This is a genomic window from Actinokineospora sp. UTMC 2448 (assembly GCF_024760565.1).
GTDB classification, from domain to species: domain Bacteria; phylum Actinomycetota; class Actinomycetes; order Mycobacteriales; family Pseudonocardiaceae; genus Actinokineospora; species Actinokineospora fastidiosa.
This window is the reverse complement of the sequence record NZ_CP031087.1, coordinates 4287201-4299827: the sequence shown is the minus strand read 5'-3', so window position 1 is coordinate 4299827 and position 12627 is coordinate 4287201. Positions and strand designations below refer to the sequence as shown.

Here is a 12627-nt window from a genome sequence, read left to right as displayed (position 1 = left end):
TCTCGGAATTGTCCGGGTCGCACGGTTGCCGCATCGCCCGATCGGACTATCGGCCCGTGATGTGCGCCGACCTGCTGATCGCGGGGCGCCGGGAGCGGGTTACGCTGCACCGGAGTGGGCGACACCCTGGGAGAGACCGGTGGTCGAACCTCCGCGCCACACACGGTAGCCTTGGCTTCCACCGTTCGACAGCGAGGATGACATGGAATTGTCCCTGCAGATCGCCCTGATCGTCACCAGCCTGCTGCTCGTCCTGTTGGTCCTGCTCCACCGGGGCCGAGGCGGCGGTCTGTCGTCGCTGTTCGGCGGCGGGATGCAGTCCAGCCTGTCGGGCTCCAGCGTGGTCGAGAAGAACCTGGACCGGGCGACGCTCTTCATCGGCGCCATCTGGGTCATCTGCGTGATCGGCCTCGGCCTGCTGACGAAGATCTGACTGAAGAACTGATTGTGGGGGTGTGAAGACCGATGTCCGGTGGTAACGCGATCCGGGGCACCCGGGTCGGAGCCGGTCCCATGGGCGAGTCGGAGCGCGGCGAGTCCGCCCCTCGCCAACGGGTGTCGTACTGGTGCGCGAACGGCCACGAGTCCCGCCCGGCGTTCGCCGTGGACGCCGAGAAGCCGGACTCCTGGGACTGCCCCCGCTGCGGCCTCCCCGCGGGCCTCGACGAACAGGCCCCACCCAAGCCGCCGCGCAACGAGCCGTACAAGACCCACCTGGCCTACGTGAAGGAACGCCGCTCCGACGCCGACGGCGAAGCCATCCTCGCCGAGGCCCTGGCCAAGCTGAAGGCCAAGCGCGAACTCTGAGCCTCTCGGATGGGCCCTGACCACCAGGTCGGGGCCCATCGGTTTGACGTGCCATCTCTGGCCAGTTCACGTCTCACTCGATCTTGCTCACCGCCCGCTCGGCGGTGACGAGCGCGCGGTCGCACACATCGCCCGTGTCCTGGCTGCCCGCGAGGAGATCCACCTCGAGTGACTGGTCGGCTGCCAGCATCACACCGACGGTGCACCGTTCGGACGGCTTCTTCTCCTCGGACACGACGATGGCGGGCTGACCCGCGACCTGGGCCTCCGCGACGTACTCGGTCTCATGGTCGTTGCCCAGCAACAGCGAGGTCACCTTCTCCTGCCTGCCGTAGATGGTGACCCGCAACGACGGTCCGCCTTCGACCCGCCAGACACACTGTCCGCCCTGTTCATCGGGGAGGTTGGCGGTCCCGTGCGCGTCAACGCCGATTGCCCGCGCCTCTTCGTCGGTCACCAACTCACACACCTTGGCAGCCCAGGGCCTGACATCGAGCGATCGGGACACGGTCGGCGGTTCGACGCTGAAGGTCGTCACCCGCGTCCTCGCCGGAGTCGTCACCGGCGCCACCGACGCGGTCGATTCGGGGGCCGGTTCGGGTACCGGCAGGCCCACCTCCGGGCTGCACCCCCCGACGAGGCAGAGCGCGCCTGCCAACGCTCCGATGGTCCTCCTCAAAGCGGCCTCCGCGGTCGATAATTCTCGGCGCCTTCCTTGCGCCGGAAAGATGGCGATTGCCTGATCATCCGCTATGTCCCCGCGATTGTCGCCACCACCATTTCCGCGGCCACCAAGGCGCGGTCGCAGACGTCGCCCGTATCGTGCTCACCTGCGCGGAGGTCGACTTGGATCGACTGATTCTCGGCCATCATCACGCCCACGACGCATCGTCGTTCGGGCACGGGCTCGTTCGAGGCGACCACCGCGGGCTGCCCGCCCACCGTGGCGTGGGCCAGGTACTCGGTGCGCTCATCGGTCGCGAGCAGCAGCTTCGTCACGTCCTCACGCCTGCCGAAGAGCCTGATGTGCAGCTCCGGCCCGCCTGCCTCCGCGCGCCGTGAACACCGTGCGCCCTGCTCGTTCGGCATGCTGGATTCCGCAGGGGCGTTGATTCCCACGTGATTGGCCTGCGCGTCGGTGAGGACGGCGCAGGGCTTGTCCGTCCAGGCCAGCACGTCGATCTCCGTCGCCACCTCCGGCGGGTTCACAGAGTGCGTGGTCACCCGCGTCCGCGGAGGCGTCGTGACAGTGATGGGTGCGGGGATCGAGGTGCTCGGTCGGCTGGCCACCGGCGTGCCGGGCTCCGCGACACAACCCGCGGCGAAGGTGAGGAACGCCAAACCGACGATGACCGAAGTCGCCCTCACAGCGCCCCCTTGAGCCGCCGGTGGATCGTCGACTCCTCTGCCTTCATCTCAGCCTGCTCGGTTGCGACCTTGTCCTCGAACTGCGCGGGCTCGCGACCATCGTGCCAGAACGCCGAGTAGCTGAAGTCCGGGCTGTCCACATCCGCGGCTGCGGGAAGCGGCTGCTGGAGAACGGATTCCGCGACTTCGGTGCTCAGGTTGTAATGGTCGTCCTGCATCTTCTGACGTACCGCCAGCAGATCGGAGCTGAGGCCGTCCGCGAGCTTGCGGGACTCGGCCACGAAGGTGTCGACGATCTGCTCGTACTCGCTCCCGCCGATCAGCATGTCCACCGTGCCCTTGGTGACGCTGATCAGCATGCTGATCCCGCTTCCCAGCAACTTGGTCGGGTCCAGGTTGGCCAGGTCCTTCCCGAGGTCCGCCAGGACGGAGACCGCGCCTTTCGCCGCTCGCTCGGACATCTCGCCGAGCGCGATGTCGATGGCCGACACCGTGGCGCGGGCGAGTTCCAGATGGTTGCGTCGAGCATCCACGGCGATCTGGTACACGGCCGCCCGGGAAGCGAGCGCGGCGAGGATGTGTTCCCGTTGCACGGACGCGGCCCGGTGGATCGCTGTCACGCGGTCGAGGAACGCTATCGCCGCTTCCCCGTTCCAGCCGTCCAATGTGTTGTTCTCGATCCGGGAGAAGAGCAACTCGGCTTCTTCGGAATCACCGAGGCGGCGGGCGGTGATCTGAATGGCCTCGAACTCCCGGCGAATGTCCTCCGGGTCGAAGGCCAGGCAGGTCCGGAGTCCGGGAAACACCGCGAACGAGAGGTCGTCGTCGAGTTGCCACGCCCGGACCTGGAGTTCGCGGAACTTGGCCTGCACCCGCGATTCCGCCTCGACGAGCGTGTCGTCGTCCGGCCAGCCCGCCACGATCACCCCTGCCCGTCGGCGCGACGGTAGAGCGCGATGATTTCCCGAAGCGTGCCCGCGGTCTCATCGATCGCGTCGCAGACCTGCCGCTGTCGCGAGCTGATGAGGTCCAAGTGCGCCGAATGCGCCCGTGTCACGGCGCCGGCCTCCGGGCAGTTGTGCGTGGGACCGAAGTCGTGGAAGGCCGCCAGCGCCGGAATGGGCTCGGCCATCATCTCCGCGAGCAACGGCAACTCCTGGTTGGCCAGCCTGTCCAATTCGTTCAAATGCAGGCCGAAACCGCTGGTCATAGCTCCCCCTCCTGGTCGCCGCCCGGAATTTACCGGTGCGCAGGAGACGCCACCTTCGACTCGGTGGTGGCGTCATCCATTCGGGGTAGGGCTCAGATCACAGCGGATAGCGGGCGATCACTCGATAGCCGCCGTCGGTGGTGGGGCCCGCGTCGAGGGTGCCGGAGAGGAGGGTGGCTCGTTCGCGGAGGCCGAGGAGGCCGTGGCCGCCGGAGGGGAAGCCGGGGGAGCGGCGGCGGGGCCTGCTGTTGCGGACCTCAATTTCCAAATGGCCGTCCGATTCCTTGACCAGCACCGATGTTCGGGCGCCTCCGGCGTGTTTGCGCACGTTCGTCAGCGCCTCCTGCACCGTCCGGTAAGCGGCTCGGGAGATGGGGGCGGGGACGGAGAGCGGGTCCACGGAAATCGTCATTGCCACGCCGTCGTGGACCAGGGCGTCTACCTCGTCCAAGCCGGGTTGGATTTCCTCTTCGTCGCCGCCGGAGCGGAGGACGCCGACCAATTCGCGGAGTTCTTCCAGTGTCTGGGTGCTCAATGCGCGGATGGTGGCGGCGGCCTCGCGGGATTCGGGGTCCGTCGTGCTCACTTGCAGGGCGCCCGCCTGCATTGCGATCAGCGTCACCTGGTGGGACACCACGTCGTGCATTTCGCGGGCGAGTTTGGCGCGTTCGGCGGCGCGTACGGTGGCGGCATGGAGGCGTTTCTCGCGGTCCTGGCTTCTGGCGAGGTCGCGGATGCGCGCGGACAGCTGGCCGCGGACCGTGATCAACATCCCGATCGCCACCGGCATGCCCGCGACGAGCACGCCGTACATCGCGTCGAGGATGTGTTCCTTCCACGTCAGGTCGAGGAAGTCGGTCCACGGCCACAGGACGAAGCGGCACACGCAGACCAGGAGGGCGCCCGCGGCCGTCTTCCAGGAGAACAGCTCGCGCTTGGCCAGCGAGCCGAGGGCGATCATGGCCGCCAGCTGCGCCCAGCCGAAGAAGAAGCCGGGCACGCACAGCAGGACGGTCACGAACGGCAGGTGGCGGCGCAGCAGCAGCGCCGCGACCGCGAGCCAGCTGAACCACGGGGAGTACCACGGCGGTTCCTCGGGCACGACCAGCCAGACGTCCAGGGCGGCCAGGACGACCGCCGCGGCGTCAGAGGCCAGGGCACGCGTGCGCGGGCTCGCGCTCACCAGGGCGCGCGGCAGGCGCAGGGGGACCTGTCGGGGCAGCACACCGCTCAGCTTCCCACCTCCCCGATCCGCTGGTTCGGGCTGGTCAGCCCGGTCGTGGGCGTCGGCGCGGGGCCTGGGCACCGCCGTGCCGGCGGTAGCATTCTCGCGGTTCGGGGCCGGGTGGCGCCGGTGCTGTGGCATGGATCGCCCCTCCTCGTCACCTGGGAGACGCGGCTGCCACGGCGGCGGGACGTCCGGCCCGCAGATTCTGTGCGAGCGCAAACGAGAGGAGGGGCCGTGCGGACGCTGATCGTGGACAACCACGACTCCTTCACCTACAACCTCTACCAGGCCTTGGCCTCGCTTGACGGAGCGCGCCCCACGGTGGTGCGCAACGACGAGGACTGGGACCTCGGGGGCCTCGCCGACTTCGACAACGTCGTCATCTCGCCCGGCCCCGGCCATCCGGCGAAGCACCGCGACTTCGGCCTCAGCGCCGCCGTGCTCGCCGCCGCTCGCCAGCCGCTGCTCGGGGTCTGCCTGGGCCACCAGGGGCTGTGCCTGCTCGCGGGAGCGCAGGTCGGGCACGCCCCGCAGGTCCGCCACGGCAGGCTCTCCACCGTCCACCACGACGGCCGGGACTTGTTCGACGGCTTACCCAATCCGTTACGGGTCGTGCGCTACCACTCGCTGGCAGTCACCGATCTGCCCCCGGAGTTGGAGCCGACCGCATGGGCGGACGACGGCGTCCTGATGGGCGTACGGCACCGCGACCGGCCCGCGTGGGGGGTGCAGTTCCACCCCGAGTCCGTCTGCACCGAGCGCGGGCTCGACCTGTTGGCCAACTTCGCCGCGATGACCCGCCGCCACCACGCCGAACAACCGAGGGAGCCCATCACGCTCGCTCCCCGCGCCCAGGCGCCGAACGCGCGCGTGCTGGTCCGGCACCTGACGCTCCCGGTCACCGCGGAGGAGGCCTTCGACGCCTTCTACCGCGACTCCGAGCACGCCTTCTGGCTCGACTCGGCGGGCGGCGGGCGGTTCTCGTACCTGGGGGACGCGTCCGGCCCGCTGGGCCGCGTGGCGACCGCCGACGTGCAGGCGGGGACCGTCACCGTGCAGGACAAGGACGGCACGCACGTCCACCACGGCTCGTTCCTCGACTGGCTCGACGCGGACCTCGCCCGGTGGCGGGTCGACGTGCCGTACCTGCCGTTCGGCTTCGCCCTCGGGTGGGTCGGCTACCTGGGGTACGAGCTGAAGGCCGAGACCGGCGGCAGCCGCGCCCACGCGAGCCCGGACCCGGACGCGGCGCTGGTGTTCGCCGACCGCGTCATCGTCTTCGACCACCAGACCGAGGAGATCCACCTGCTGGCGCTCGAGTCGGAGGAGGCGGAGCACTGGCTGGACGAGACGTCGGCCCGGCTGCTCACGTTGTCCCCGCTGCCCGCGCCGGGCGCGCAGCCTCGGGTGGGCGGGCTGACCGCGCGGCACGACCGGGCGGCGTACCTGGCGATGATCGACGAGTGCCTGGCCGCCATCCGGGACGGGGAGTCCTACGAGGTCTGCCTGACCAACGAGCTGACCGCGCCAGCCGAGCTGGACCCGTGGGCGACGTACCGGCGGCTGCGGGTGGCCAACCCGGCCCCGTTCGGCGCGTTCCTGCGGTTCGGGGACCGAGCGGTGCTGAGCGCGTCGCCGGAGCGGTTCCTGGCGGTCTCCTCGGACGGGATGGTCGAGTCGCGGCCGATCAAGGGGACGCGGCCGCGCGGGCGCACCCCGGAGGAGGACGCCGCCCTGCGGCACGACCTCGCCACGGCGGAGAAGGACCGCGCGGAGAACCTGATGATCGTCGACCTCGTGCGCAACGACCTCGGCGTGTACGCGGAGGTCGGGTCGGTGCACGTGCCCGCGTTGTTCCAGGTCGAGTCGTACGCGACCGTGCACCAGCTGGTGAGCACGGTGCGGGCGCGGCTGGCGGAGGGCGTCTCCGCGGTCCGCTGCCTGCGCGCGGCCTTCCCCGGCGGCTCGATGACGGGCGCGCCGAAGGAACGCACGATGGAGATCATCGACCACCTGGAGCGCGGCCCGCGCGGGGTGTACTCGGGGGCGCTGGGGTGGTTCTCCCTCACCGGGGCGGCTGACCTGAGCATGGTGATCCGCACGCTGGTCGTGCGACCGGGCGAGGTGGCCTTCGGGGTCGGCGGGGCGGTGGTGGCGCTGTCGGACCCGGGGGAGGAGTACGAGGAGACGGCGGTCAAGGCGGCGGCCCTGGTGGACCTGCTGGGGGTGCAGTTCCCCGGCCGGGCCTCGGTGCGGTGACGGTCTTTCGGAGTGTCCGCTCCAGTTTTGTCGGTGGGTCGCGATAGGATTGACCGTGGGGGTCAGCCCCCGGGCGGGAGGGGTCTGCCTTTCGGGCTTCGGGCTTCGGGCTTCGGGCTTCGGGCTCCGGGCTCCGGGCTCCGGGCTCCGGGCTCCGGGCTCCGGGCTCCGGGTGGGGGTGCGCTATGCCTGGTGGTGAGAGGCTGTTGGAGGTCGAGATCCACGCGGGCGGAGTGCCACTGGCGTAGTGGTCCCTGCTGCTCGGGTTCGGACGTGGCGAGCGGTGCGGGCGCGTCTCAGGAATACGTGACTTGGGCGGCCAGGGGTGTTGGCTGCGGGTCGGGTCGAGGGCCTTGTGGTGGGGCTGTGGTGGTGTTCATCCGGTGGCTACCGGGTGGTTGTGTTGGGCGGCGAGCATCCGGGCATGAAGCGATCCTTGACAGTGGTTGCGGTGGTGGCCGCGGCGTTATCCGTGGTGGGGGTTGTGCCCTCGGCGGCGGAGGGTGGGCGGGGGTTTGATCTGCAGGCTCACCGGGGTGGGTTGGGGTTGCGGGTGGAGAGCAGCCTCAGCTCGTTCGGCAACGCCCTCCGGCTCGGGGTGTCCACCTTGGAGTTGGACGTGCAGATTACCGAGGACCGGCAGGCCGTCGTCACGCACGATCGGCGTGTCGACGCCCGCAAGTGCCGGGACACGGAGCCCGTGACGGACGGCGACCCTGAGTTCCCCTATGTGGGCAAGTACGTCAACACGCTGACGCTCGCCCAGGTGCGCACGCTCGACTGCGGCTCGCTGCGGCTGGTGGACCACCCGGGGCAGCGGTTGGCGCCGGGGGCGCGGATGCCGCTGTTGAGCGAGGTGTTCGCCCTCGTCGAGCGGTACGGCGCTCGGGACGTGCGGTTCAACATCGAGACGAAGGTGGAGGCGGGGGCGCCGCACGAGACCGCGCCTCGTGAGCAGTTCGTGCAGGTGACGCTGGCCGAGATCCGCAAGGCGGGCATGGAGCGGCGGGTGAGCATCCAGAGTTTCGACTGGGGCACGCTCATGCGCTGGCAGGAGGTCGCCCCGCGCATCCCGAGGGTCGCGCTGACCAACTACGACTTCCTCCAGACCGGCAAGCCGGGCAAGTCGCCGTGGCTCGGGGGACTGGACATCGACGACTTCGGCGGCGACCCCATCGCCGCGATCAGGACCTTCCGCGCGTCCGCCTTCTCGCCCGTGCACGGGTTCCCGCAGAACGGCAAGGTCACAGACCCGGGATACCGGCCGTACGTCACCCGCGACATGGTCCGCCACGCGCACCGCAACGGCATCAAGGTGATCCCGTGGACGGTCAACGACGTGCCCACCATGGCAAAGCTGATCGACGACGGCGTCGACGGGCTCATCACCGACTACCCGGACCGCCTGCGCGCGCTGCTCGCCGACCGCGGTTACCGGCTTCCGCGCGGCTACGCCTCCCCGTTCGACATCCAGGGACACCGCGGCGGCCGCGCTGTCCTGCCGGAGAACACCCTCGCCGCGTTCCAGCACGCCTTGGCCAACCCTGATGTGTCCACACTGGAGCTTGACACCGGCATCAGCGCGGACGGCCTCGTGGTCGTCCTGCACGACCGCACGATCAACGGCTCCCACTGCGTCGACACCGCGCCCGCGACGGCGGGCGACCCGGAGTTCCCGTACGTCGGCAAGCGCGTGCACGACCTGACGCTCGCGCAGCTCAAGACCCTCGACTGCGGCAGCAAGACCCTGCCGGAGTTCCCGCGCCAGCGCGCCGTCCCGGGTGAGCGCGTCCCGACGCTGGCCGAGGTGTTCGCCGCCGTCCGCGCGTCCGGCCGCACCGACGTCCGGCTCAACATCGAGACCAAGATCAGCCCGACCGCGGACGACACCGCGCCCTACGACGTGTTCACCCGCAAGGTGGTCGGCGAGATCAAGCGGGCGGGCTTCACGCGCCGCGTCACCCTCCAGTCGTTCGACTGGCGCACGATCATGCTCGCCCGCAGGTCCGGCATCGAGACCGTCGCCCTGGTCTGGCAGTACGGCCCGGCCGAGTGCGCCTCGATCGCCGACGAGTGCTCCCTGCAGGCCGTCTACGGCGATCCGACGGTCAAGAGCCCGTGGACGGGCGGTTTGGACTGGTGGAAGCACCGCGACCTGGGCAAGCTGGTCCGCGCGTCGGGCGCGTCGACGGTGTCGGCCAACTGGCAGGTGCACGACCCGAACCAGGGCACGGTGGCGTCGTCGGACTGGTACCTGCGGGAGAACCCGGCCTACTTCCACGGCCCCACGGTGGCCGAACTCCAGCGCAAGGGCGTCAAGGTCGTTCCGTACACGGTCAACGACGAGGCGACGATGCAGCGCCTGATCGCCCTCGGCGTCGACGGCGTCATCAGCGACGACCCCGACCTCCTGGTCGAGGTCGCCGTCCGCAACGGCCTGCGCTGACGGAGGCACGGCAGCCGGGCCGCCCCACAGAGGCGGCCCGGCTGACCCGCCTAGCTCAGTGCAGCAACTCCTTGATGCCGCTCAGGAAGCCCGCCAGGGCCGCGCGGTAGAACCGGGGACCGTACGACACCCGGGCCACCCCCACCGACCGGAGCGTGGCCAGGTCGAGGTCGTCGCCGGTGTTGCCGTTGATCGGACACGCCAGCTCGGTCACCAGGGTCGCGATGGTGTCCTTGTCGCGCACGCCGATCGGGTAGACGCAGTCGGCGCCCGCGTCGCGGTAGAGGGCGCCTCGGCGGATCGCCTCGGGGAGGCGGTCGTGCTCGGCGATGCCGCTGGAGCCCAGGAACGTGTCCACGCGCGCGTTGATGACGATCGGCACCCCCGCGTCGTCCGCGGCGGCGCGGACGGCGGCGAGCCAGTCGGCGTGGGCGTGGGCGTCGGTGAGGCCGCCCGAGGTGTGGTCGGTGTCCTCCAGGTTGCAGCCGACCGCGCCGGTCTCCAGCAGGCGGTCGACCAGTTCCCTCGGCCCCATGCCGTACCCGGCCTCGGCGTCGACGGTGACCGGGACGGGCACCGCGCGGGCGATGCGGGCGGCGGCGGCGAACATCTCCTGCCAGGGCGCGCCCTCGCCGTCGGGGTGGCCGAGCATCGCCGAGACGGCCGCGCTGGCGGTGGCGACCACCGGGAACCCGGCCTCCACCACCGTCGCCGCGCTCGCCGCGTCCCAGGCGTTGGGCAGCACCAGCATCTCCCCGCGGTGCAGCTCCCTGAGCCGTTCGGCGTGTGCCTTCAAGTCAGCCATCGATATCCCCTCCAGTGGTTACGGACACGGCGGTCGCCGCCGGTCGTCTGCGCGGCATGCCGAGCGCGGCGAGCATGCCGGTGAACGCCAGGGCCGCGACCGCGCCCATCGCCGCGGTGAAGCCCGCGCTGAACTCCGCCGCCGACGCGTAGCCCCCGACGCCGGCGAAGACGGCGACCGAGACCGCGACGCCGAACACCCCGCCGAGGATGCGCAGCGTCATGAACGCCCCCGACGCCTGGCCGATCTCCTGCGGGCGCACCGCCCCGACCACCGCCTTCTGCGCGGCGGGCATGGCCATGGTCAGCCCGGCCCCGCCGACGACCAGCGCGGGCAGCAGTGCGAGGTAGCCGGTGTCGGTGTCGGCGACCGCGGCGATCCAGCCCATGCCGACAGTCTGGAGCAGCAGACCGACAACGACGAACGTCCGCTCGCCGTGCTTGTCGGCCAGCCGGCCCGCGATCGGCGCGCACACCATCAGCGTCGCCGTCCACGGCATCAGCCGCAGCCCCGCGCCGAGCGGCCCTTCCCCCAGCACGGTCTGGAAGTACTGCGCGAGGAAGAACAGCGTCCCGTACAGCGAGGCGAACACGCAGAAGTTCGCCGGGTTGGCCGTGGCGAACGCGCGCGCCCGGAAGAACCGCATCGGCAGCATCGGCGCTTCCGCGCGCTGCTCCCAGCGCACGAACGCGACCAGCAGCACGACGCCGAGCACGAGCGCGCCCAGCACCTCCGCGCTGCCCCAGCCCGCCGCGTTGCCGCGCACCAGTCCCCAGACGACACCGAACGCGCCGACCGTGACGAGCGCGACACCGAAGAGGTCGAGCCGGTTGTTCGGCCCGACGCTCTCGTCCACGCGCCGCAGGGTCAGCAGGATCGCGAGCACGCCGACCGGCAGGTTCAGCCAGAAGATCCACTGCCAGGCCAGCCCCTCGGCGATGGCCCCGCCGATGAACGGCCCGCTGAACGTCGCCAGCCCGGTGATGCCCAGGTACAGCCCCATCGCCTTCCCGCGCTGCTGCGGCGGGAACAGCGCGCTGATCAGCGTCAGCGACAACGGAAGCACCAGCGCGGCGCCCGCGCCCTGCAGGGCCCGCGCCGCGACCAGCGTGCCGATCGACGGCGACAGCGCGCACGCCACCGACGCCACGGTGAACACCGCCAGCCCGACGACGAACATCCGGCGGCGGCCGAACCGGTCGCCCAGCGCCGCCCCGGTCAGCAGCAGCACCGCGAACGTCAGGTTGTACGAGGTGACCGTCCACTCCAGGTCCTCGACGGACGCCGCCAGGTCCTGCCGGATCGTGCTCAGCGTCGTCGTGACCACCAGGCTGTCCAGCGCCATCATGAACGACGCCAGCGAGGCCAGCCCCAGCGCCCACGCCTGTTTGGGCGTCACCGGTCATCCCGAGGGCGCAGGGTCCTCGGCAGGCCGAACGCCGCCAGCAGCGCGTTGTCCACGAACCGGGTCACCGCGCAGATCCGGTCGCCGGACAGGGTCAGCACGAGCACCCCGTGCGCGTGCAGGATCGGGGTCCTCGGGTCGCGCAGGTAGCAGCCGAAGGCCGGTTGGCCGTTCGCCCGCGTCGGGACCAGCACGTGGTCGTTGCCCTCGCGGAGCGCGACCGTGGCCAGGAAGTGCCGGACGTCCTCCAGGCCGCGGTACTCCAGCGGAAGGGGCGGCATCGTCAGCCACGCGTCGTCGGTCAGCATGGCCACGACCGCGTCGACGTCCCCGGCCTGGAACGCGCGGGCGAAGTCGTCGACGATCCGGCGCTCCCGGGGCGAGTCGGGCAGCGGCGCGCTCTCCCGGTCCGGGACCGCCATCGCGGCCCGGGCGCGCTTCAGCGCGCCGGTCACCGCGTTCTCGGTCACGTCGAGGATCGCGGCCACCTCGGCCGCCCGGAAGCCGAGCACGTCCCGCAGCACCAGGACGGCCCGCTGCCTGGGCGGCAGCTCCTGCAGCGCGGCCAGGAACGCCAGCGACACCGACTCCCTCATCTCGTAGCGCGCCTCCGGCCCCGGCACGTCGTCGGCGAGCTCGTCGAGCAGCGCGTCGGGGTAGGGCTCGAGCCAGCTGGGCTCCACTCGCCGGTGCGTGGGCTCGGGCAACGTGAACTCCGACTCGGCCGAGTAGACCCGCGGGCGGCGGGTGTCCGCGCGCAGCGCGTTCAGACAGCGGTTGGTCGCGATGCGGTAGAGCCAGGTCCGCACCGAGGCGCGTCCCTCGTACCCGGCGATCCCGCGCCAGGCCGCGAGCAGCGTGTCCTGCAGCAGGTCCTCGGCGTCCTGCACGGACCCCAGGATGCGGTAGCAGTGCACCTGCAGTTCCCGCCGGTACGGCTCGACGAGCAGGCGGAACGCCTCGCCGTCACCCCGCCGTGCCAGCGCCAGCACATCGGCGGCGAGCATGTCGGCTCCCTCTCTCCGGTAATCCCTCACACAAGGATGGACACCGCGCGCGGCCGAAACTGGTCGCCGCCCGAGACGCCGACGCGCCGTGC

12 protein-coding genes and 1 pseudogene are annotated in these 12627 nt (G+C 70.9%); 5 read left to right on the top strand and 8 right to left on the bottom strand.

The features are described 5' to 3' along the window. Positions 1 to 202: 202 nt before the first annotated feature. Together secG and Actkin_RS19525 are read left to right on the top strand one after the other, a co-directional pair. Positions 203 to 433, top strand: a complete 231-nt coding sequence (secG, locus tag Actkin_RS19530; RefSeq protein ID WP_189210966.1) for a preprotein translocase subunit SecG — start codon at positions 203 to 205, stop codon at positions 431 to 433. A 32-nt stretch (positions 434 to 465) separates the two neighbouring features. Next, the gene (locus Actkin_RS19525) at positions 466 to 807 is read left to right on the top strand and encodes an RNA polymerase-binding protein RbpA (RefSeq protein ID WP_189210965.1); all 342 of its coding nucleotides are present in this window, start codon (positions 466 to 468) and stop codon (positions 805 to 807) included. Positions 808 to 880: 73 nt separating this feature from the next. Here the strand turns inward: Actkin_RS19525 and Actkin_RS19520 are convergent, their stop codons facing one another. The 5 genes from Actkin_RS19520 to Actkin_RS19500 all read right to left on the bottom strand — a co-directional run bounded on the left by Actkin_RS19520 (position 881) and on the right by Actkin_RS19500 (position 4610). Next, positions 881 to 1465, bottom strand: a complete 585-nt coding sequence (locus Actkin_RS19520) for a DUF3558 family protein (protein ID WP_258903712.1) — start codon at positions 1463 to 1465, stop codon at positions 881 to 883. Between the two features lie 92 nt (positions 1466 to 1557). Next, the gene (locus Actkin_RS19515; RefSeq protein WP_258903711.1) at positions 1558 to 2175 is read right to left on the bottom strand and encodes a DUF3558 family protein; all 618 of its coding nucleotides are present in this window, start codon (positions 2173 to 2175) and stop codon (positions 1558 to 1560) included. Beyond that, complete coding sequence (locus Actkin_RS19510) at positions 2172 to 3101, bottom strand: hypothetical protein (protein ID WP_258903710.1); 930 nt, start codon at positions 3099 to 3101, stop codon at positions 2172 to 2174. Before Actkin_RS19510 ends, Actkin_RS19515 begins: the two co-directional genes overlap by 4 nt. Further along, positions 3098 to 3385, bottom strand: coding sequence for a hypothetical protein (locus Actkin_RS19505; RefSeq protein WP_258903709.1), 288 nt, complete (start codon positions 3383 to 3385; stop codon positions 3098 to 3100). The genes Actkin_RS19510 and Actkin_RS19505 overlap by 4 nt, the downstream gene beginning before the upstream one ends. A 97-nt stretch (positions 3386 to 3482) precedes the next feature. Beyond that, positions 3483 to 4610 carry a sensor histidine kinase gene (locus tag Actkin_RS19500; RefSeq protein WP_229786907.1) on the bottom strand — a complete coding sequence of 376 codons (1128 nt, stop codon included), beginning with the start codon at positions 4608 to 4610 and terminating at the stop codon, positions 3483 to 3485. 237 nt (positions 4611 to 4847) lie between these two features. Here Actkin_RS19500 and pabB point away from each other — a divergent pair, with 237 nt between their 5' ends. The 3 genes and pseudogenes from pabB to Actkin_RS19485 all read left to right on the top strand — a co-directional run bounded on the left by pabB (position 4848) and on the right by Actkin_RS19485 (position 9318). Beyond that, positions 4848 to 6872: an aminodeoxychorismate synthase component I gene (gene pabB, locus Actkin_RS19495; RefSeq protein ID WP_258903707.1), complete on the top strand. Its 2025-nt coding sequence runs from the start codon at positions 4848 to 4850 to the stop codon at positions 6870 to 6872. Positions 6873 to 7296: 424 nt separating this feature from the next. Continuing rightward, a pseudogene (locus Actkin_RS19490) lies at positions 7297 to 8325 on the top strand (glycerophosphodiester phosphodiesterase family protein); the annotation flags it as partial. 15 nt (positions 8326 to 8340) lie between these two features. Further along, positions 8341 to 9318 (top strand): glycerophosphodiester phosphodiesterase family protein, encoded by a 978-nt coding sequence (locus Actkin_RS19485; RefSeq protein ID WP_258907958.1) that lies wholly within the window; start codon positions 8341 to 8343, stop codon positions 9316 to 9318. Between the two features lie 55 nt (positions 9319 to 9373). Here the strand turns inward: Actkin_RS19485 and Actkin_RS19480 are convergent, their stop codons facing one another. From Actkin_RS19480 to Actkin_RS19470, 3 genes are read right to left on the bottom strand one after another with little or no spacing between them, the layout of a single operon-like run. Then, positions 9374 to 10123: an isocitrate lyase/PEP mutase family protein gene (locus Actkin_RS19480; RefSeq protein ID WP_258903706.1), complete on the bottom strand. Its 750-nt coding sequence runs from the start codon at positions 10121 to 10123 to the stop codon at positions 9374 to 9376. Next, positions 10116 to 11522 (bottom strand): MFS transporter, encoded by a 1407-nt coding sequence (locus Actkin_RS19475; protein WP_258903705.1) that lies wholly within the window; start codon positions 11520 to 11522, stop codon positions 10116 to 10118. Before Actkin_RS19475 ends, Actkin_RS19480 begins: the two co-directional genes overlap by 8 nt. Next, positions 11519 to 12535 (bottom strand): sigma-70 family RNA polymerase sigma factor, encoded by a 1017-nt coding sequence (locus Actkin_RS19470; RefSeq protein ID WP_258903704.1) that lies wholly within the window; start codon positions 12533 to 12535, stop codon positions 11519 to 11521. Before Actkin_RS19470 ends, Actkin_RS19475 begins: the two co-directional genes overlap by 4 nt. Positions 12536 to 12627 lie beyond the last annotated feature (92 nt).